Origin of the sequence: Ileibacterium valens (genome assembly GCF_001945525.1) — a bacterium.
Lineage (GTDB): Bacteria > Bacillota_I > Bacilli_A > Erysipelotrichales > Erysipelotrichaceae > Ileibacterium > Ileibacterium valens.
In genome coordinates, this window is record NZ_MPJW01000132.1 from 13,980 (window position 1) to 36,844 (window position 22,865).

A 22,865-nucleotide genomic window follows, 5' to 3' on the forward strand; every position below is an offset into this window, starting at 1 on the left:
CCGCTGCCATGCATGTAAGAGGGCAGACTCATTCATCTGATCAAACAGAAATCAAGACAGCAGAAAAAACTGACATGAACGAGGATACTGAAATAAAAGAGAGCGGATATGGAAATGACGGAAGTGATAACGCGTCAATCGCAGGGCAGGATGGGATCAGCGAAGGGTCCAGAGAATGTGATCTTCCTTTATTCTTTAATGATGACAGGGTGGCTGCCCATCTGAATGACTCCCATAAGAAAATCCTTTCATCACCCTGGTTGAATACAGCTTTAACCAAACGAATGGCTGCCGCTTTTGAAAACGGATTAAAACCATTCCATGCTTCATGTGTTCTCTTTGGCGAAACAGGCAAAAGCAGGCAATGGAAATTGCGAGAATTAATTATCGATTATCTGTATCCCGCCAGAATACAGTCTTTTTTAAAAACTCAGCTTTATGTACGGACTCTGGACGAATATGATTTTCTTTCTTATCCAGGTTTCTCACTAGAGAAAATGAAGACTCTTTCTCAAATTTTTGAGATGGGCCATTCTGTTGAAGAAGTCAGAAAAAGAGTGTGTCAAAAGTCGACTTTAAAATCAATTGAATCATTATTGCATGATCTTGAACAATCAAAAGCAGGAAGATATATCCATACAAGCTGCAGTGCGAAAAACGAGAAACAAAGCAAGGCAAAGAGCAAATCATCAACTCTGGGTTGTAACTCTGCAGATGATGAGAAGGACAAAGAAACCGAAATCAGAATTTTTATCCCAAATCATCTTGAGATGTATATTGCTTTAAAAATTGCTGAACAGCTCCAAAAACGAAGAATTCTCGAATCATTCGAACGTAAGGATGAAAATCTTGTTCAAATGGTGATTGATCTTGCCAGCGCTCTGAGCATTGGACTGGTTGAAACTCCGAATTAAATCTGAATTTTCATTGAACGTTTTGGATTTTTTTGAAATCGGATGCTGATGAAGGGAAGACAGATATCCCAAAGCGGCCTTTCGAATTTATAGGCTTAATCAGCTCAGATTATAGTTTCCTTGAATTATGTTTAAAAATCATACAAAAAAGGCGGATTATTTCAGAAAAAGTTATCTGATTTGAATCGCCTTTTTTCATATGGAAATAGAGGGGTATGATAATGTTCGAAATATTTCAGGATGTATAAAACCCTTGTCGCATCACGATTTTTTGTGGATAACCCTATATTATATAAACTAAGAATTATATTCTTTTCATAGCTGTTTTCCTACCTTTAAAGCATAATTTGATCTCTATTTAACCTTTTTTTGCCAAAAATATTAGGTTACACTGTCTTGGATAGCGTTAAGAGGAAAAAATATGCCTAAGAAGGACCATTCAAAAAAGAACGCTTTTTTTAAGTTAGAACTGCTTGTCCTCTCGGCACTGCGCAGACAGGATTATTATGGGTATGAAATCTCTGGTATTATCCGGGAGCATACTCACGGCATGTTTGACATTAAAGATGGTGTTCTCTATCCGCTTCTTTACCGTCTCGAACAGTCTGGATACATCAGCAGCTTCACAAGAACCGTTCGAAATCGGAAGCGCGTGTATTATCATCTTGAATCCAAGGGGATTAGCTACCTTGATCAGCTGATCGTGGAGTATCAGTCCAGAATTAGTATCATTGATGAGTTTATCCAATGGTCTAAGCAGGGAATTGAAGCTGATCAACCGAAGTAGTCTGAAGATTATGAAGCGCTATTGATTTAAATTCGCGAAGCCATAAAGCTTCGCGTTTTTCTTTTAAACAGAATTTTTTACGAGGCAGAATTCTAAAAGTGATCTAACAGTTATTTACGGAAAGCTGAAATAATCTGAAAAAAAGCATGACTTAAAAGAAAAACAGGACTTAAAAGATGGGGCCGCTAATCCATGAGAAATCCTATGATGCGATGATTCTATAAAGCAGCATCACAAAACATGAAAAAAAAACCGGAAATCTTTTTGATATCCGGTTAGAACGAACAAAATATAGAACTTAATTTTCAATATCGTTTAATAATTTATCCGACCAGAACGACTTCTTTGAGTTCTGGGAATTCATCAAGAAGCAGCAATCTGATTCCGGTTGAGAAATCTTCACCCGCCATCATACAGCCTGCACAGGCACCAAGGAATGTAACATAGGCGATGCCTTCTTCGTCAATTCCAAGCAGTTCACAATCACCGCCATCGTGCTGAATATAGGGACGAATTTTATCGAGAATCTCGTTGGCTTTTTCTTCCCATTTGGTCCGTTCAGCCCGATTCAGCAATTCCCCTTCTTTTAATGGTCTGATTTCGATATTGTCATCCTGTATTGGATCGGTATCAATCGTTACAGGTGCTTTTTCTTCAACGCTCTTATTTTCTTCCGGCATTTTATAACCTCCAGTTTACTAAGGCAGGAATTGGATGTCCCTGAATCCTTCTCTTTGTTTTTTGCATAAGATTTAAATATTTTATGCCTGTAAAAACAGGGGAGCAAGAAGGATCGGCAGAATCAGTCCCACAAAGAACCCACCGACAACTTCAATGAACTTATGCCCCAGGACGGTTTTGAGCTTTTCCTGATAGACTGGATCGCTTAATGGAACATTCATCATATCCCGCAGATCTTTGACGAGCTGCTGAGTCAGTTCAATATTTTTGCCTGTGTAATAACGAACATGACAGGCATCATACATAACAATAAAGGAAAAAATACATGTGACCGCGAACAGGGATGTGTTGAACCCATTCTGAATTCCGATCGAAAGTGTCAGAGCGGTTACGGTTGAGGAGTGAGAAGATGGAAATCCACCGCTCGCATAAACCCATCGAGGGTTCCACTCACCGGTTTTATAATAATGTGAAAATACCTTGGCGACCTGAGCAATCAGATTTGCGGTTAATGCGGTCACCAGAGGATAAAGGCACTGATCTTGCATACAATCAGTATACACCTTAGAACAATAGCTTTCTTCAGCAAAACTCAACGGGATGAACCGGTTTTCATATTCTTCGGAATCATTCAATGGAAGTAAATAAGTTTATTTCAGCAGCGCAATTCATTGCTATAATGAAAACAAGCAATAATGAAGGAGGAAATCAAACATGATTTCATTGGATTTAAGTCACGCTAAATTGAATGAAGATGTCGCTTCCTGGCAGGAAAAAGTCAATGAAGTTGACGCTTCTCTTCAGAATGGAACCTGCACTGGAAACGATTTTATCGGATGGCTCCACTGGGATGAAAATTACGACAAGGAAGAATTTGCCCGTATTCTCGAAACTGCAAAAAGAATTCAGGAGAATTCAGATGTTCTTGTAGTCTGCGGAATCGGTGGAAGTTATTTAGGTCCCCGCGCTGCGATCGAAATGGTCAATGGTCTTTACCCGGCGGATCAGAAAGTTGAAGTAATCTACACGGGAAATACATTCTCGAGCACTTACATCAACCAGGTGATGGAATACATCAAGGATAAGAGAGTTACAGTGAATGTAATCTCCAAATCCGGAACAACAACAGAAACCGCAATCGCTTTCCGCATTCTCGAACAGTTCATGTGGGATAAATATGGTGAAGAAGCGAAATCCCGTATTATCGCTACAACAGATAAGGCAAGAGGAACTTTAAAGAATCTGGCGGATACGAAAGGTTACGAAACATTTGTTATTCCAGATGATATCGGTGGACGTTTCTCTGTCATTACTCCAGTTGGATTACTCCCAATTGCGGTTGCAGGCATCTCCATTGAAGATTTGATGAAGGGCTTAAATGAAGGTATGAAAGAATATGGTATGGCAGATCTGAATCAGAACCCAGCCTATGCCTATGCGGTAGCCAGAAGAATCCTACAGAATCAGGGTTATGATGTTGAAATGTTTGTTGAATACGAGCCTCAGATGCAGAAAGTTGCTGAATGGTGGAAACAGCTGTTTGGTGAATCTGAAGGCAAAGACGGTCTGGGAATTCTTCCAGACTCTGCTGTCTTCTCAACTGATCTGCACTCTTTAGGTCAGTTCATTCAGGATGGTAAAAAAGTCCTGTTCGAAACCAATCTGTATGTTGATCAGCCCCCTGTAGATATTCCCTTTCCATCCGATGAAGCCAACATGGATAATATGAATTATCTGGCAGGAAAGAATGTGGATTGGGTCAATAAGATGGCTGCTCAGGGTACTCTTGAAGCTCATGAAGTGACTGGAAATGTACCAAATATCGTTTTAACCATGCCTGGAATGACTTCTTATGACTTTGGAAATATGTGTGCTTTCTTCTTTAAGGCCATCGCGATGACAACCTTACTCAATGGAAGCAACCCATTCAATCAGCCTGGTGTTGAAGTTTACAAGAAGAATATGTTTAAGCTTCTTGGAAAAGAATAAGGATATTTTAATCCTCAGATTCTGAAATCGAATGGCTTCATATTCGAAAAACAATCAAATGAAGAATCGAAAAAAAGAGCTGATCTGATGATCGGCTCTTTTTCTATCCGCTTGTGATCCAATGATCTGTTTTCTGTAGAAAAATATGATCATTTATGCCGGTTATATATGGAATACTTATCCATACTTTCTATTAACCATCGGTTGATGGCTTTGCCTTCTGAAAATAAATCAAATAACGGAAATTGCATCACCTGTTAGAGCCTGTAAAAGAAACATAATTTTCTATTTTGATAATCCACTGCCGAATAATTCAAGTAATATATAGACAATTGAATGTAAACAGTTGTTCTCTATAAATAAACAGAATGACAAAGAATTTAAGTATATTGATGTTCGGAAATGTCGTTATCGTCATATGAAAATAAATGGACTGAGATGGATCCTGCTGCCTGAAACTTTACGGAAAATAAAAGAAGAATAAAAACTGGCCTAATCATTGATTGTTTATTACAGAGAAAGAGTGGATTGAAGGGGTGTTTTAGATGATTGCGTCACAACGTCTTGAAAAGATTACAGAACTTGTGGAAAGAAATGGTTTTGCTTCAACCAGAGAACTCGCTCAGGAATTCAGAGTAACGGAAGTAACCATTCGTAAGGATCTTGATGAACTCGAAAGGCAAAAAAGAATTCTGAAAGTATACGGTGGAGCGAAATCTCTCTCGAAAAAGCGAATACTGACTACTGAAGCTGAAACCCTGATGGCTGATCGAACTGGGATCAATTACAGGGAAAAAGATGCATTGTGTAAATATGCCGCCAATCTGGTCAATGATGGTGACTGCATTTTCATTGACGGAGGAACGACATTTCTTCCATTCCTCAAATATTTGGAGGATAAAAAGGTAAAGATTGTCTCCCATAATCAGATGATTGTTGATCAGTTTAACTCCAAAAACGGAGAATTAATCATTCTCGGCGGGACTTATCTACCATATTACAAAATGTGTGCCGGTCCCATGACGGTCGAACAGATCAGTAAATTCAATTTTGACTATGCCTTTATCAGTTGTGCTGGAATCGATGTGGATTTGAATAAAGCCTATACAGCAGAAATGGATACAGCTGAAATTAAGAAAATGGCCATTCGGCTCGCTGAGAAATCCTTTCTGATGGTCGATTCTTCAAAATTGAATGTACGAGGCTTCTATTCTTATGCAACACTGGATGAATTTGTCGCTGTATTAGTCAGTGGGAAAGGAACTCGAAAAGAACTTCCTGACCACTTTGTTTTACTGGATGCAGATGAATGTCAATCAAAGCCAAACGATTAAAAACAGAAAGTTCATAAAATGGTAATTTAATCTAAGCGCAGCGAAAACATAAACAAAAGAAAATAGTCGAAAATATAGGAAAGTAATTAACTGAAATTCTATAATATAAGCAGAGAAAACGGAAGAATCCCGTCATTGTATTAGGAGAAAAGAAAGAAAATGAAACCTTTAAAAAAAGCTGCAGAAATGACTCAGGATGAACTGGCTGCCTATATCGACTATTCGGTTTTAAAGCCAGAATTTACAGAGCAGGAAATCATCGAACTGACAGAAGATGGTAAAAAGCTTAAATGTGCGACAATCTGTATTAATCCTAGTTATCTGGATTTGTGTGATCAGATTGTCCAGGGAAGTAAAACAGGATTATGTCCAGTTGTGGATTTTCCTTTTGGTACAAGCTCTACAGAAAGCCGTGTTGAACAAATCGCAATCGCTGCCCAGTATCCAAGTGTCAAGGAAGTGGATATTGTTGCTAATTTTGGAAAAATTCGATCTGGCAAGCTTGAGGAAGTGACAGATGATCTGAAAGCCTGTGTCAAAGAGTGTCATAAGTATGGAAAAGAGTTAAAAGTTATTCTTGAAACAGACGCCTTAACTGAAGATGAAATCCGTGCGGGAGCTAGAGCAGCTATAAAAGCTGGGGCAGATTTCTTAAAAACTTCAACCGGATTTTTAACAGGATATCCCGCTGTTGGAGCTTCACCTGAGGTCATTGAGATCCTGATGGAAGAAGCAGATGGAAAAGCAAAGATTAAGGGAAGCGGATGTATCCGCACAAGAGATCATTTCTTAAAATTAATTGATATGGGAATTGACCGAATGGGTATCGGCTACCGCTCAGTACCTGTCGTATTAGACCTTTCTCAAAACAATTAATACTAATCCGATTCATCATCAGTTTTTCCGAGCTTTAAGTACCATTCTCTAAAGGCAAAATGAAAAAAGTCTTCAAGTTTATTCGATAAACTTGAAGACTTTTTACTTCGATCATTAACTCAGTGATGCTGAAATTCAATCATGCAGTTGATGTTTTGCAGGTTACGTTTTTTGTTTGTCATTCAATCAGAGAAAGCATCAGAAAGTAAAAAGGATGAGTGCAGTCAGAAGCAGCGGTGCCAGAAAAATGGCCAGAACGGTTAAATGAGTTTTCCAGGTTAATGAAAGATATCCAATAAACTCTCTTAGCATGGCATTTACAGAAAAATACCATTTCGTTTTTGAGCCATATCCTTTACAGTTCAGGTTCATGCGTCTGGCCAGAATCAAAGCTCGAAAAACATGATAGCGGGTCGTCACAATGGCGATGCGTCTGGATTCTGGTCGAAACAGTTTTCGGGAATACATCAGGTTTTCATGGGTATTTTTGGATTCCTGTTCCATAACAATCAGTTTTGGATCAACTCCCTGAACAATGGCATATTGAGCCATAGCCTGGCTTTCTGGAATATCTTCACCTGGTCCCTGACCTCCGGAAAGAATCAGTTTTGCATCTTTTTGTTTATTGAGCAGCCGTATTCCTTCATCAACTCTGGCCTTAAGCAAAGGTGTCATTTTGTCTTTCAGGATTCCACTGCCTAAAACTACGATTTCATCTATATTGTTTTTTGAAAAAGGATGAATCGTATTGAGCATGGCAGACAGGCAATAGATCGATAGAATCATCAAAAAATAGCCCACTGCAATGGATACGATCAAATATAGAAGGCTGATGGTTTCTGAATGAACCAGAATCATCGGGCTGATAAAGAAATAGGCAATCAGAAATAATCCAAAACCAAGGCTCAGCAGATTAGGGATTCTGAATCCTTCATGTCTGACGTTTTTAATCCCTTCGACAATTAAAAAGAGAATCAGCATGATAGGGAAAAATCCAAGGATCAGCATGGCAATGACTGCCAGGATCGCAATGACGATATAAGCCCCGGGAATCTGTGCAATCTGTTCTGAAAACTGGATTAATACAAGAAGAGCACAAACAAGCAGACAGATCAGCATGAGTACAAACGAAAATCCTGACAATAGCGAGCGGGGCTTCAGGATCATAACTAATGTAAAAAATCCGATAGATATAAATAAAATTGTAAAAATAATAGAGATCATAAGTTTCCTCAAGCACAAGAATAATCTCTGTCCAGTGAAAATCAATTGTAGTGAAAATACATGGTCTTATCTTACAGGAATGACAGATGAAATGATCTTAATCGATTGATTTTCAATTAAAACAGATGAACAAATAAACCAGGCTGCCAGGATCAGACTTCAGTAAAAAGATCAAAATCTGAAGTATGAAAATTCCAGCTGACAGCAAATGATAAAGTCAGATACATAGCTGAATTCTAAACGGGAATCGTCATAACGAGCATGAAAACAGCTGTGAATATTCATGTATAAAAATCAGAATCTGCTCAGAGTTCAATGCTTTGATTTGCCTGTGAAATATGTCAATCTGTACTTGTGATCAAAGAAAAGCAGGCTTTGCAGCTGATCGTTAAAATCGAAATATTGAGAAATTGAAGAATTTGGACTGAGGGAAATCAATATTAATCAATATAAAGAAAAATGAAATAAATAAGAATATTGAAATCAATGAGATTGAAATTGAATGAAACTTTATGAGATTTAAGATGATCGAAAGGAAGGAAGAAAATGTTTTCACCATATGGATATGGCTTTGGCTATGGAGGGTATCGGTTTGATTCCGGATATCTTTGGGTATTGATCGCCCTGGGTTTATCCCTGCTAGCTTCAATGTGGGTGAAATCCACTTTTAATAAATACTCGCATGTTCGTTCTACGATGACTGGAGCCCAGGCGGCCCGATATATTCTGGATAAGAATGGATTAAATCATGTTCGTATTGAACGGACACCAGGATCTCTTTCAGACCATTATGACCCTGCCGCCAATGTAGTCAGATTATCGGAATCTACTTTTGATTCACGATCGGCAGCAGCCGTTGGTGTGGCCGCTCATGAGGTAGGTCATGCCATTCAATATGCCAGACACTATGTGCCAATCAAACTGAGAAGTGCTCTGGTTCCAGTGGTCAATCTGGCCAGCAATGCAGCAGTTCCATTGTTTTTATTGGGGTTGATTTTTGATTTTACAGGTTTGATGTGGCTTGGAATCATTTGTTTTGGAGCTTCGTTGATTTTTGGATTAGTCACTTTACCTGTAGAGATTAATGCAAGCCATAGAGCACTTTCAACCATTCAATCCGATCCACACTTTTCAAAATCAGATGCGGTTGGAGCTAAGCATGTCCTGACAGCTGCTGCAAGTACCTATCTTGCGAGCGTATTTGTTTCATTAACACAGCTTTTGAGATATATAGGTATGGCAAATAACTCCCGCGATCGGCGCTGATTCAGAAATTTTGAGGATAACGCATGAAGTGATCCTTGCAGATTGAAAACATCAATAGAAATTGTTTGAATATCTGCTCAAAACAAAACCGTGATTAGAATTGGTCAGCCAAATGAAATAAATTGAAAAGTAGAAGCGAAGTCAGAAAAACAGGATGGTTTGATGACGGAATGATTAAAAGAACTTTTTTACTTAAGTAAAAAAGAATTCAGAATTTTTCCAGAGCGAATCATTTAATGGTTTCAAATGATCAGATAAAATAACTGCTCACATTTAATGCAAATTTAAAAGACGGAAAACTCCGTCTTTTTTGTTTATCGAAATTTAGGCAGATCCAATGGGATTATCCCGAATAAACAAGAAATTATCTCAATATATTCATTTTTTGGAATATAGCATTCTATATTTTAGTTCAGTTTGGAAATCTGAAAGCTTGTCCGGACTAACTTTCAGACCGAAAAATCCCTTTCAAAACCTTTTTGAAGACACTATAATAGTATCTGTATGTAGAAATTACAGATCGAAGGAGGAATTATTCTACATGGCAGAAAAAGCTAAGACTTTCCAGTCCATGGATGGAAATACCGCTGCCGCTCATAACGCATATGCGCTTACTGAACTCAGCTGTATTTATCCTATTACTCCATCTTCTCCAATGGCTGAGCAGATGGATGCTTGGGCTTCTCAGGGCCGCAAGAATGCCTTTGATGAAGTTGTAAAAATTGCTGAACTTCAGTCCGAAGCCGGTGCTTCTGGGGCTGTACACGGTGCCGCACAGGCAGGTGTTTTACCAACAACATTTACTGCTTCTCAGGGTCTTTTGTTAATGATCCCGAACATTTACAAATGGGTTGGTGAAAACCTTCCAGTTGTTCTTCACGTAGCCGCTCGTTCACTCGCCAGCCGTTCTCTGAACATTTTTGGTGACCATTCTGACGTTTATGCAATCCGTCAGACGGGTGTTCCAATGCTTGCAAGCCATTCCGTACAGGAAGTTATGGACCTTGCTGGTGTTGCTCACCTTTCCGCTATCAAAGCTCATACACCATTCGTGCATTTCTTTGATGGTTTCCGTACTTCTCACGAAGTAGACAAGATCGAAGTATTCGATGTTGATAAATACAAAGATCTGATTGACTATGAAGCTCTTGCTGAATTCAAGAAAAATGCAATGCAGCCTCATACCAACCCTGTAACTCGTGGTGCCAACGAAAACGATGACATCTTCTTCCAGGGTGTTGAAGCCAGAAATGCTCACTACGACAATGTTCCAGATATCGTTGCTGATTACATGAAGAAAATCAGTGAAATCACTGGCCGTCATTATGCTCCATTCACTTATTATGGTGATCCAGAAGCTGAAGACGTAATCGTAGCTATGGGTTCTGTAACTGAAACTGCTCAGGAAGCAATTGACAGACTGAATGCAGAAGGCAAGAAAGTCGGAATGGTAAAAGTTCACCTGTTCCGTCCATTCTCTACAAAATACCTGCTTGACGTTCTTCCAGAAACAGTGAAGAAAGTCGCTGTTCTTGACCGTTCTAAAGAAGGCGGAAGCTTAGGCGAACCTCTGTACCTCGATGTACTGACTGCTTTAAAAGACAAAGACATCAAAGTTGTTGGCGGCCGTTATGGTCTTGGAAGCCACGATACAGCTCCAAAACACATCAAAGCCGTATTTGACAACCTTGAACTCGAAGAACCGAAAAACGGATTCACCATTGGTATTGTTGATGATGTAACCAACACTTCCTTACCATTTGATGATTCCTTCGTTATCGATGATGGCAAGACTACGGAATGTCTGTTCTGGGGTCTTGGATCTGACGGAACTGTATCCGCCAACAAATCTTCTATCAAGATTATCGGTGACAACACAGATATGTATGCTCAGGGTTACTATGCTTATGACTCCAAAAAAGCTGGTGGTGTAACTCGTTCTCACCTGCGTTTTGGATCCAACCCAATTCACAAAACATACTATATCAACAACGCTGACTTTATTTCCGTATCCCTGGACAGCTACATGTTCAAATACGATCTGGCTAACAACCTGAAAAAAGGCGGAACATTCCTGCTGAACACTTCATTTGATAAGGATGAAATCGTTAAGCACATGCCTAACCGTCTGAAAAAAGAACTTGCTGACAAAGAAGCAAAATTCTACATCATCGATGCAAACAAGATTGCTTCTGAAATCGGTATGGGTCGTCGTACCAACACCATCCTTCAGTCTGCATTCTTCGCTCTGAACCCTCAGATTCTTCCTTATGAAGAAGCTGTAGATCTGATGAAGAAAGCCGCTAAGAAATCCTATGGCAAAAAAGGTGATGAAGTTGTACAGCTCAACTACAAAGCCATCGACATGGGTAAAGATGGTCTGGTAGAAGTTGAAGTTGATAAAAACTGGTCCAACCTGCCAGTATCTGAACTGCGCAAACCGACTGGGGATGCTTACTGGGATGAATATGCTGCAAGAATCAATGGTCTTGATGGCTATAACATGCCTGTATCTTCATTCGTTAAGAACGGCGTTCTTGATGGAACCATGCAGAATAACATTGCATTCAAGGAAAAACGTACAATTGCCGTTAATGTTCCTGAATGGAATCCGGACAACTGTATCCAGTGTGGATTCTGCTCCTTCGTTTGCCCGCATGCTACAATCCGTATCTTTGCGCTGACTGAAGAAGAAATCAAAGACGCTCCAATGGAATTCAAGACACTGCCATTAATGGGCGACAAGTCCGGCAAGAACCTGCGCTTCCGCGTTCAGGTATCTCCAAGCAACTGTGTTGGATGCGGACTGTGTGCTTCTGAATGTCCAGGTAAGAAGGGCAACAAGGCTCTTAAGATGGTTGATGTTAACTCTCAGCTCTATCTTGACCCACTTGCTGATTACCTCTACAAGGAAACTGAATACAAGACTGGTCTGTTCCCTAAGACAACTGTTAAGGGATCTCAGTTCCAGATGCCATATTTTGAAGTTCCTGGATCCTGCCCAGGATGCGGTGAAACTCCTTACTACCGTTTAGCTTCTCAGCTGTTCGGTAAAGATATGCAGATTGCCAACGCTACTGGATGCTCTTCCATCTACTGTGGTGCTAACCCATCTTCTCCATTCGTTAAAGATAAAGATGGAAACGGAACTGCATGGGCTAACTCTCTGTTTGAAGACAACGCCGAATTCGGTTATGGTATGGCATTAGCCAACAACCTGTCTCAGGCTAAGATTTACCGTATTATGGAAGACAACCTCGATAAGGTGATTCCAGAACTGAAAGCTAAATTCGAAGAATATCTTGCAGCTGGCAACGATCGTGAAAAACAGCGCGCTCTTGAACCAGAAATCAAGAAGCTCGTTGCTGAAGCAGATGTAAACGAAGACGTTAAGACTCTGCTCCAGGAAGACCTTGTTTCTAAATCCAACTGGATCATTGGTGGTGACGGATGGGCTTACGATATCGGTTACGGCGGACTTGACCATGTACTGGCCAACAACGTAAACGTAAACGTACTCGTACTGGATACTGAAGTTTACTCCAACACTGGTGGACAGGCTTCTAAATCTACTCCACGTTCTTCTGTAGCTAAATTTGCTGCTGGCGGTAAATCCACTGCGAAGAAAGATCTTGGACAGATCGCTATGACTTATGGTCATGTATATGTTGCTTCTGTCTGCATGGGTGCTGATAAAGCTCAGACTCTGAAAGCATTCCAGGAAGCTGAAGCTTATGATGGACCATCCTTAATCATCGCTTACTCTCCATGTGCTGAACACGGAATTAAGGGCGGATTAGGAAACCATCAGCAGGTTCAGAGAGATGCCGTAGCTTGTGGTTATGTTGATCTGTATCGCTATAACCCAGACAACAAGGAACACCCTCTGACTATCGACAGCAAGAAGGAACCTGATTACTCCAAGATGAAAGACTTCATGCTTAAAGAAGCTCGCTACGCTCAGCTTGCAAAACTGAAAGGCGAAGAAGAGGCCGAAGCTATGTTTGCTAAGGCAGCTGCTGATGCCAAGAAACGTCGCGACAGACTGAAAGCAATCGAAAAAGAAGGTCTTTAATCGACAAATAAATGAACGGTTAGAATGATTTAGGTTGTTCTAAACTTTCAAGATCATAGATGATCAATTGCACTCTCATAGAAATTATGAGAGTGCTTTTTTATGTTTTAAGCAATGCTGTTTGTGACAAACAAAAAAGGTCTCCGAGTAGAGACCTTTTTGCGCGTACAAGTTCCGTAGAATCCTTGTCGCTCTTGGTAAACAGATAATAACCTACCCAAATAAAATATTCAATGAGTGGATTGAGTATGTATGGTTTCGTTAGTTGTTGGAGAGACAAATTAAATTCAAAATAACAAAAGATTTTCTATTAAAAAGGGCATTCTCAGATCGAGAATGCCTTTCGTGGTCTAACTATCTTTCAATTGATAAAGGGAGCTGTTTTCCTGCTGAACAGTGATTGTTTTATGGACTCTGATCAGTCAGGCAGGAGCGGCTTGATTATCAGATTGCTGGTTGTTGTTCTGAGAATCGGATTGGTTTTCATCCTTTTTCTCGTCTTTCTGGAATGCATCATAAACACTGCCGCCCGTCCAGCTCGAAGTTGCATAAGGCGCTAACGCAGATTCTTTATAAGCCATATTGGATTTTTCCAGATTGCCTTCAAGCTGAGCTGGATCATAGAATCCGCTGTTGTATTTATTCAAAAAGTAGTTGTAGCAGATCAGACCGATGTCTCCGATGACTTCTTCACCTTTTTTAGCATCTATTGATGAATAAACTGACACAGAGTAGGGGAATTCACCAGGCATCAGACCAATCGCATTACGGACTTCTTCGATATTCCCGATTTTCTGGATATAGCCCAGCTGTGCAGATCGATTCAGGAAATTACCTTGAATAGCACAATAAAGCCAGTACTTGAGCTCATCAAATGTTCCTGGATGATTCCACATATAGTTCACAAGATTCATTGTGTAATGAGGATTCAAAACATTCTGAGAGCTTGTAAATTCCTTATCCTGCAAGGTATCAGAATATTTCAGAGCCTGTGTTTTATATGCTGTATAGCCGCCCAGGTTTTCGAACAGGATATGTCCGGCAATATTATCTGAATACAAAGCGGCTCCTTCCAGAAGTTCAGATAATGGGATTCGATCTCCCAGACGATATTTACGTCCGATTGGCTGATCCGGATTTTCGGTATCTTCCTTTTCGAGCATTCGTTCTGTCAGTTCAAAGGTATCATCCATTTTTGCGGATCCATCCTGAACTTTTTCATACCAGAGCATAGAGAGTGGAAGTTTATACGTTGAAGCGGCAGTATAATTCTGATGAGCATTGTCGCTTTCGGTATATGCATTAGTTGTCAGGTCCTGAACTGCCCATGCAATTTTAGAAGAATCAATCTGGTTTTCAGTCAGATAGGCATTGATTTGATCCTTCAGATCACTGAGCTGGTTGTTAAACATGAAAGTCTGAATATCAGAACGCAGATGCTTCAAGTTCTTCATAGTCATCACATCCTGAATCTCTGCTCTCAGCGAATAGAGATCAATGAATGGAAGCTCTTCACCCGATTCAAGAACAATGGGTTTGCGGCCATTGAGCTTATAGTCGACAAAAGAATAGGCCTTATAGCCACCATATACGAGTGCTCCTGCAAGAGTTAAAGCGCAAACTCCGACAACCGCAAGTCTTTTATAATTAATGCGCCTGGAACGTTTTCGTTTAGATCCGGTGCTGTTTTTGCTGTGTTTCGTACCCATAAAGTTAATACTAAAATATATTTTTTAAAATGCAATTCAATGCGGCAAAGTTCCAAAAACATAATGAAATTTGCAAAATGTTATCGTGATTGATTAAAATACACCGTTTATGAAACTTTATTGTGATGTTTCAAGGAAGTACACATAATGATGCTCTGTTTGAAAAAAAAGTTCTTTAAATTTCGATGTATTATCGTGATTGATCCATTTGGGTGTATTTTTTCAATGAATGATCAAAGGAAGATTTTGAAAGATTACATCCATTTCTTTTGGACGAAACTTGATCTGAATAGCTAAATTAACGATTGACATATAAAACGAAAAATAAACTTTGACAGGAAAGTTCACTACCGATCCATAAATAAATCGTTGTATCCTTTGAACCGTATTTGACTTTCGTCATATGTTCGCTTCTTTTTATCTGAGAATGAACGGCCATCCTCTTTTCATCTGGTTCACAAGAATAGTCTTCAACGGTAAACTATAGATTAGTACGACGCTTTTTTGACTGAAGCATTATAAATACTTTGATTTGTTGTCAAAGAAAAATCTTCAACGATTACTATAGGATTGAATGTTCGAACCGTCATATTTCATTTTAAGATCCGGGCTGATATTTCAAATTTGCTTCGGTCAATGGATAAATCAGGCACTTCAAACGAAATGAAAAAGAACTTTGAATATTATTTGGATCACAGAAAACTTAAACTTTGAACTAATGCAACTCATTCTCGAACTGTGATAGTTCATGTTCATAAGGGGATTCACAAACATGGAGGGGAAAATTTATGAGAGCAGAAAAATTTGATACAGGTTGGATTGACAACCCAGAAGTTTTTGAAGTCAATCGACTGGAAGCTGTCAGCGATCATATCTCTTTGATTGACGGAAGACCATTGGTTCAGTCATTGAATGGAGATTGGTTTTATAGCTATGCCTCTTCACCAGATCAGGCTGATCCAGAATTTTATCGATTAGATGCAGACTATCATGGCAAACCAACTATTCATGTTCCTGGTCATATTCAGATGCAGAATCTCGGACAAATCCAGTATCTGAATACAAGGTATCCTTGGGAAGGTAAGGAAAAACTCAAATTAGGTAAGGTTCCTAAGAAATACAACCCGACAATCAGCTATGTCCGTTACTTCACTTTGGATCCAGATCTAGCTGGAAGAGAAATTCATCTGAAGTTTGACGGGGCGGAAAGTGCTATGGCTTGCTGGATTAATGGAGCATTTGTTGGATATTCAGAAGATTCCTTTACTCCAGCTGTGTTTGATGTCACCAACTACATTACGCCTGGAGAAAACAAATTAGCTGTTCAGGTTTACCAGTACTCCACTGGGTCATGGCTTGAAGATCAGGACTTCTTTCGTTTTTCCGGACTCTTTAGAGATGTCTCGTTAGTTGGATATCCAAAGCTTTATATTAAAGATCTAAAGATTGAAACGCAGTTAAATCCAACGTTCAATCAGGCACGCGTTCTTTTACGGATGAAACCCAATAAAGAGGGAGCTCATTATCAGGTTCGTCTGTTTAATCCAAAGCACCAGAAAATTATTGAATTCAATACGAGGGAAACATATCTTGCAATGGATCTGACAGATATCGAACTCTGGTCGGCTGAACACCCGAATCTGTACAAGCTTGAAATTGATGTACTAGATGAGAATGAAAAATTGATGGAACGCGTAGTCAACAGAGTTGGACTGCGGCAGGTTGAAATCATTGACGGCGTTTTAATGCTCAATGGAGAACGGCTCATTTTACGTGGAGTCAACCGTCATGAATTCTCTGCTAAAAACGGACGGGCGATCACGAAGGAAGAAATGGAAGAGGATATCAAAATCCTTAAGGCGAATAACATTAATGCCGTAAGAACCTCTCATTATCCAAACCATTTTTACTGGTATGATCTGGCTGATCAATATGGTTTGTATCTGATTGATGAAGCCAACCTTGAAACGCATGGAACATGGGCACAAAAAGACGTGAACAATCTTCAGACCACTTTACCTGGAAATCATAGAGAATGGAGAATGGCGGTTTCTGATCGAGCCAATTCAATGGTTCAAAGAGATAAGAATCATCCATCCATCCTGATCTGGTCATTAGGAAATGAAAGTGGTTATGGCGATGTTCTTCTTGAAGAGGCGGATCTGATTCGCACAGAAGATCCAACCAGGCCCGTTCACTATGAAGGCTGCTGGATGGCTCCTAAGGCCTACAACGTTTCTGATTTTTATTCAAGAATGTATCTGCCAGCCAATGAATGCGAAGAATACTTATTAAATAATCCAGATAAGCCATTGCTTCTATGTGAATATTCTCATGCCATGGGAAATTCCTTAGGGGGAATGAGCAAATATACGGATCTCGAAGTCTATCCAAATTATGCGGGTGGATTTATCTGGGACTATATCGATCAGGCTTTGAATTTACGCCGTCATGGCAAAACATATCTTGGTGTAGGCGGAGATTTTAAAGATCGAATCAATGATGGAAATTTCAGTACAGATGGCATTGTTTATGCTGATCGAACTCTCTCTCCAAAAATGCAGGAAGTACGCTATCTGTACCAGCCTTTTGAAATTGTTCCAGATCGTCATGGAGTTAAGATTACCAATAAGCTTGCTTTCAGTAATGCTTCTGAATACGAATTCAGATACATAGAAAAGAACGAGAAGGGTGATGTGATTCTTGATGGAGTTCTTGAACTGGATTTAGAACCAGGGGCTTCCAGAAAGTCATTCATTCAATGGAAACGGGACGAAGGAGAAACCATTCGAGAAGTCCAGGCTTGCTATAAACAGGACACTCCATTTGCCAGGGCAGGAGATGTTGCAGCTTTTGGTCAGTCGGTTGAAGGCCGTTATCGTTCAATGAATGCTGATTTAGGCTATATGGAAATTGTGGATGATCAGGGAGTGATCGGCTTTCATCAGGATGGCTTCCAGGCACTGTTTACAGAAAAAGGCATGGTTTCCCTGAAATACGATGGAACGGAATACATTGAAAAGCCGGCTTCTCCAATCTTTATGCATGCAGTTACAGATAATGAAATTGGAGCAGGGCATGATTATGAATTTGCGATGTGGCATGCGGCCAGTGTGTTTGCCAAACCGGTAGATATGCAGGTTCGTCTTGACTACGAAAACCATCTCGGTCAGATCCGTTATGAATATAAAGTTCCTTCAACACCGGAAACCAGATGCTATATCAGCTATTCTATTGCTTCACCAGGATTAATTGGAGTGGATGTTTCGTTCCATGGAAAACCGCAGTTTGAGTTCATTCCGGTTTTTGCTACACAATTCAAATTACCGGGATTCCTGAACCGGGTTCATTACTATGGAAATGGTCCACAGGAAAACTATATTGACCGAATGGAAGGGGCCAGGCTGGATCACTACACCATGAAGGTGCGGGAGAATGTTTCTCACTATCTCAGACCTCAGGAGATGGGCAACAGAACTGGAATCCGGTACGTCGATGTAACCAACCGTCATGGAAAAGGATTGAAATTCTCGATGGTCAGAAAACCACTCGAAGTTTCTGTTCTTCCATATTCGTATGAACAGCTGCAGGCAGCTGACCATGTATGGGAACTTCCATCTTCTTCTTATACCTATGTTCGAATTGCTGGAGTTCATATGGGTGTTGGCGGCGATGACAGCTGGCAGGCAAGAGTACATGATGAATTTATGGTAGATGCTTCAAGAAATATTTCCTATTCCTTTATCATTTCAAAGGTTGATCCACAGGGAATTCTCGAAGTTGGAACTGAAGAAAGTACAGAAAATTCAGATGAGAAAACTGACAGTATTTAGGAAGCTCAATGTTTCTTGGTGCAGGTAAGAATTGAGCAAAAGGAAGCTTTTTTGATTATTTGTCTTCAGAATAAAAAACGAGGTTTGAGGCTAATAGCTACTGACAACTAAGTGATTCATTGTTAAATCGAATTTGTTCGAATTAATTGTCCGTATAGCTTGGGCTATTCATATTCAAATTACAGGATCAGGGCTGAACAATCTCTGATCCTCTCTTTTTATCCTGTTCTCTGCAAGAAGACCCAGCTTTTGAGCACAGCGAAAGCGGGGGACGAATTGCCTAGTTGGTCTATAAAATCACATGTGAGTTTAGTATTATGTTTGAGGGGATATCTAACCAGGGCAAAGGATAATGAACAAAGCTTATAAATTTAGGATCTATCCAGATAAAGAACAAAAAAATTCTCTTTGAGAAAACTTTCGGCTGTGTGAGGTTCGTTTACAACTATTACCTCGATATAAAGATTCCGCAGTATCAAATGGATCAATCCAGCTTGAACTATACTTGGTATGCTGATGATTTAGCGAAATTATTGAAAACTGAAGATTATGCCTTTCTTAAAGAAGTTGACTGCATTGCGCTCAAGCAGTCACTTTACCATTTGGATAATGACTTTCAGGATTTTTTCAGAAATCCAGCAATCGGTTTTCCAAAATTTAAATCAAAGAAAGCTAACCTGAAAAGTTGTACAACTCTATGGATCAATGGCAATGTTGCAATCAAAGACGATGTCATCAGGCTTGCTAAAGTAGGTCTTGTTAAAATCGAGCTGCATTGCCCAATTCCTTCGGATAAACTGAAATCTGTCACGATTAGCCAGAGTCCAAGTGAAGAATATTATGCAAGTATTTTGTTCGAGTATGAAAATCAAGCACACCAGCAGACGTCTCAAAAATCCATCAATTTGGTTCATTCAATGCCTGAACTATCTAAGGATCCTGATGGCAAGGAACCAAAATATCCAAGTTATTACTACGAGACTGAAAAGAAACTCAAACGAGAAAAACGGAAACTTTCCCGCATGGTGAAAGGCTCAAACAACTGGAATAAGCAGCGAATTAAAGTCGATCAAATTCATGAAAAAATGGAAAATCAACGAAAGGATTTTCTGTATAAACAGCCAAGGACTGATAGCCAATGACAATGATTGAGGCTGTAAAGAAAATCAGAATAAGAATATTCTGGTTCAGTCTTTGTATTTTGGTCAATCTTTATCAGATAAGAATAGGCAAACATTCAGATCTGTTATAGCTGCGGCAATGAGAATAGGGAAAAAATCGTATTTATAAGAGCCTGAGATTGTCCAGAGTATGGTGCTTTCCATAATTGAGACATCAAAGCCGGATTCAACATCAGAAACAAAGAGATACGCTAACTCAGTACGCCATTAAGGCAAAATCATAAAACTATGACACATGGAGTTATCCTTTTTTTTCCATAGGTAAAGAAGTTAGGCATTTACACGATTGTGTATGAGTGTAAACGATTTCTTAAAGAGTTTTTTGCTAAATAATCCTTTCATCGTTCACCTCACTCTTTTCTTGAAGTTTCACTTTGATACACTGTTAACGGAACTTTTTAATTGAAAAGCATCCACTTGGGTCGTGCAATCCATTCGGTCTGACTGACTGAAGAAGGAGTAATCCAGCACCGGGAATATAAGTTTTCTCTTTTTTTCTTCTCTTACCTACTCTACCTTCGCTTATATTCCTGATTTTGAAGACCAGCATCTAACCAATGCTTACCATATAATGAATGGGAAACCATTCTTTTTTTTTATTTAAGACAATGGATTGCCAAGTGTGATGACAATCCGTCATGATAAATCAGGTTCGCCAGAAACACTGAATTGGAAGAATCATGTCTTCTGATTTTTTGCTGTTTAAATTAGAGATAAGAGACGAACCAGAAAGGAGCCAGATGTTTAGAGTCAGTGCAAATTCAAAACAGGAACTCGAAAATCTGATAAATGCAAAAAGTGATGGGATAATCCTGGCTCTGCCTGAATTTTCCATCCGTCAAATCAGTTTTCTCGATCCAGAAGATTTAGAAAATACGGTTCAGAAGATTCATGAACATTCTCTTCTGGCTGCGGTTAATGCGATGAAAATGCTTGAAGAAGATGAAATCGAAGAAGCCGAAGAATTTTTAAAACTTTGCCAGTCTGCTGGTGTGGATGAAATCTATATTGCAGATGAAGGCTGGATTCAGCTTGCGCGCAAAATGGATCTGATTGATCGATTAATCTTTCAGCCGGAGACATTAATGGTCAATAGCTATGATGCAAAGTTTTATCTTGATCAGGGATTGAAATCCGTCAGCATGGCCCATGAACTCACATTGGATGAAATCCTCTCCTGCGCCAGTGTTGCCGGTCCGATTGAGATTTTAATTCAGGGTTATTATTCCTGGATGTCTTCGAGAAGACCACTGTTGAGCAATTATTTTGAAGAAATCAAAAGCATGAATGAATCCGATCAGAGTGATCCTGAAGATTTAAAAAACAAGCTTTATGAAAACGAATCTTCAGATAATCAGCTGTACTGGATTCAGGAGCAAAAGCGGGCTGGAAAGCTTCCTGTTATTGAAGATTCAAGTGGAACAACCGTATACAGTGATGAACCCATTTGTTCCTATGATGAAATTTCTTTGTTAAAGGAACATAGAATTAACCGATTTAGGATTGATACTCTCTTTGAAGATGATGAGTATGGTGTCAGACAGCTTGCCTTATATCGAAATATTCTGAATCAAAAGCCGATAGAAGAATCGCATAAAAAGGGAAGCGATCATCTGTATTCGATGAAGACTGTGACACGAAAGGATCAGATGGTATGACAAGGAAAAATGTTTATTCATGCCAGTTGAATACCGGTAAACAAGGTACAAGAAAAATCGAGTTGCTGGCCCCGGCGGGAAATCTGGAGAAGGCTAAAACGGCCATTCGTTATGGAGCGGATGCAGTCTATATCGGAGGAAACCGTTTTTCACTTCGGTCGAGAGCTTCGAATTTTTCTATGGAAGATATTCAGGAACTCTGTCAGTTTGCAAAAGAATTTGGTGCAAAAGTCCATGTCACGGTCAACATGCTCCCACACCCTGATGATTTTGAAGGATTGAAAGAATATCTTCTTGAACTGGATGAAGCAGGAATTGATGCAATTATCGCGGCCAGTCCGGCTGTTTTGTCCCTGGCCAGGTCATTGGATGTCGGTTATGAACTTCATGTTTCTACACAGCATTCAACCACAAATTCCAAATCGATTGAATTCTGGAAAGACCAGAAGATGGATCGCGTCGTACTAGCCAGAGAATGCACTTTAGAACAGGTCAGTGCAATTGCAAAGAAGCAAATCCTTCCAATTGAAGCATTCATTCATGGAGGAATGTGCATATCTTATTCAGGACGATGCGTATTAAGCAATCATATGACCTTACGTGATGCAAACCGTGGAGGCTGTGCCCAAAGCTGCCGCTGGAAATACAGAGTCTTTGATGATCCCAAAAGTGAAACACCAATCTCTCCTGAACACCGTCTGTTCAGTATGTCCAGCAGGGATCTGCAGGCAGTGGATTTTGTCGAAGAGATGATAAATAGCGGAGTTTCTTCATTAAAAATTGAAGGACGAATGAAATCCGCATATTATATTGCTACTGTGGTTTCTGCCTATCGAAGATTGATTGATGAAATCTATGAAAAAGGATTCGCTTCTGATGAATTCAGAAAAGAAATCAAAATGGAAATCGCAAAAGCGGAAAACAGACCAACCGGTCCAGGATTCTTTAAAGGAATTCCGGATCGAAAGGTTCAGCTGTACCGGGATCATGATGAAACAGTAACACAGGAGTATGTTGCTGAAATCATAGAGCGAATAGATGATGAAAAAGTTTTGCTGAGGGTACGAAACAAATTCACACCTTTCAGTCATGCTGAGGTCTTTGGACCAAATATTAAACCGGCAAGCATATTCATCGAAGAAGTCTATGATGAACAGGGAAATCCAATGGAAGCCTGTTCGCATCCCATGCAGATGGTCATGGCCAGATATGATGGTCCGGCGCCTGCTTTTGGAATGATCCGCAAACGCTTAGGCGATGATACAACAACAGGCAGAAATTCTGATTCTAAAGAATCAGATTAAAATGAAAAACAGGAATCTGTAGAAAGGAAGAAGC

General features: G+C 39.7%; 16 protein-coding genes. 12 read left to right on the top strand and 4 right to left on the bottom strand.

From position 1 onward, the window contains the following. The first annotated feature begins 74 nt into the window (after positions 1–74). Positions 75–914, top strand: coding sequence for a hypothetical protein (locus BO222_RS06460; RefSeq protein WP_143356961.1), 840 nt, complete (start codon positions 75–77; stop codon positions 912–914). 421 nt (positions 915–1,335) lie between these two features. Beyond that, the gene (locus BO222_RS06465) at positions 1,336–1,701 is read left to right on the top strand and encodes a PadR family transcriptional regulator (RefSeq protein ID WP_075819438.1); all 366 of its coding nucleotides are present in this window, start codon (positions 1,336–1,338) and stop codon (positions 1,699–1,701) included. Positions 1,702–2,024: 323 nt separating this feature from the next. Here the strand turns inward: BO222_RS06465 and BO222_RS06470 are convergent, their stop codons facing one another. Continuing rightward, a complete protein-coding gene (locus BO222_RS06470; RefSeq protein WP_083647710.1) occupies positions 2,025–2,381 on the bottom strand; it encodes a NifU family protein in 357 nt (118 codons plus the stop codon). A gap of 81 nt (positions 2,382–2,462) precedes the next feature. Continuing rightward, positions 2,463–2,930, bottom strand: a complete 468-nt coding sequence (locus tag BO222_RS06475; protein WP_075819440.1) for a divergent PAP2 family protein — start codon at positions 2,928–2,930, stop codon at positions 2,463–2,465. A 166-nt stretch (positions 2,931–3,096) separates the two neighbouring features. On the opposite strand from BO222_RS06475, the gene BO222_RS06480 reads away from it, so the two are divergent. The 3 genes from BO222_RS06480 to deoC all read left to right on the top strand — a co-directional run bounded on the left by BO222_RS06480 (position 3,097) and on the right by deoC (position 6,581). Then, positions 3,097–4,371, top strand: a complete 1,275-nt coding sequence (locus BO222_RS06480; RefSeq protein WP_075819442.1) for a glucose-6-phosphate isomerase — start codon at positions 3,097–3,099, stop codon at positions 4,369–4,371. 545 nt (positions 4,372–4,916) lie between these two features. Beyond that, positions 4,917–5,705 (top strand): DeoR/GlpR family DNA-binding transcription regulator, encoded by a 789-nt coding sequence (locus BO222_RS06485; protein ID WP_075819444.1) that lies wholly within the window; start codon positions 4,917–4,919, stop codon positions 5,703–5,705. 159 nt (positions 5,706–5,864) lie between these two features. Next, the gene (deoC, locus tag BO222_RS06490) at positions 5,865–6,581 is read left to right on the top strand and encodes a deoxyribose-phosphate aldolase (protein ID WP_075819446.1); all 717 of its coding nucleotides are present in this window, start codon (positions 5,865–5,867) and stop codon (positions 6,579–6,581) included. A gap of 198 nt (positions 6,582–6,779) precedes the next feature. On the opposite strand, the gene BO222_RS06495 is transcribed toward deoC, so the two are convergent. Next, the gene (locus tag BO222_RS06495; protein WP_075819448.1) at positions 6,780–7,805 is read right to left on the bottom strand and encodes a YdcF family protein; all 1,026 of its coding nucleotides are present in this window, start codon (positions 7,803–7,805) and stop codon (positions 6,780–6,782) included. Positions 7,806–8,351: 546 nt separating this feature from the next. Between BO222_RS06495 and BO222_RS06500 the strand changes: the two genes are divergently transcribed. Continuing rightward, a complete protein-coding gene (locus BO222_RS06500) occupies positions 8,352–9,071 on the top strand; it encodes a zinc metallopeptidase (RefSeq protein WP_075819450.1) in 720 nt (239 codons plus the stop codon). A gap of 541 nt (positions 9,072–9,612) precedes the next feature. Then, positions 9,613–13,146 (top strand): pyruvate:ferredoxin (flavodoxin) oxidoreductase, encoded by a 3,534-nt coding sequence (nifJ, locus tag BO222_RS06505; RefSeq protein WP_075819452.1) that lies wholly within the window; start codon positions 9,613–9,615, stop codon positions 13,144–13,146. Positions 13,147–13,568: 422 nt separating this feature from the next. Here nifJ and BO222_RS06510 read toward each other — a convergent pair whose 3' ends face one another. Continuing rightward, positions 13,569–14,855 carry a serine hydrolase gene (locus BO222_RS06510; protein WP_075819454.1) on the bottom strand — a complete coding sequence of 429 codons (1,287 nt, stop codon included), beginning with the start codon at positions 14,853–14,855 and terminating at the stop codon, positions 13,569–13,571. A 788-nt stretch (positions 14,856–15,643) separates the two neighbouring features. On the opposite strand from BO222_RS06510, the gene BO222_RS06515 reads away from it, so the two are divergent. The 5 genes from BO222_RS06515 (at position 15,644) to BO222_RS06535 (ending at position 22,831) form a co-directional block, all read left to right on the top strand. After that, positions 15,644–18,688: a glycoside hydrolase family 2 gene (locus tag BO222_RS06515; RefSeq protein WP_075819457.1), complete on the top strand. Its 3,045-nt coding sequence runs from the start codon at positions 15,644–15,646 to the stop codon at positions 18,686–18,688. 352 nt (positions 18,689–19,040) lie between these two features. Next, positions 19,041–19,100, top strand: a complete 60-nt coding sequence (locus tag BO222_RS14395) for a helix-turn-helix domain-containing protein (protein WP_075819482.1) — start codon at positions 19,041–19,043, stop codon at positions 19,098–19,100. Continuing rightward, on the top strand, positions 19,090–19,830 hold the full coding sequence (locus BO222_RS06525; protein ID WP_269843621.1) for a transposase: 741 nt from the start codon (positions 19,090–19,092) through the stop codon (positions 19,828–19,830). The genes BO222_RS14395 and BO222_RS06525 overlap by 11 nt, the downstream gene beginning before the upstream one ends. A gap of 779 nt (positions 19,831–20,609) precedes the next feature. Further along, entirely contained in the window at positions 20,610–21,527 is a 918-nt protein-coding gene (locus tag BO222_RS06530; protein WP_075819461.1) for a peptidase U32 family protein, read from the top strand. After that, positions 21,524–22,831, top strand: coding sequence for a peptidase U32 family protein (locus tag BO222_RS06535; protein WP_075819463.1), 1,308 nt, complete (start codon positions 21,524–21,526; stop codon positions 22,829–22,831). The genes BO222_RS06530 and BO222_RS06535 overlap by 4 nt, the downstream gene beginning before the upstream one ends. The last annotated feature ends 34 nt before the right edge of the window (positions 22,832–22,865 follow it).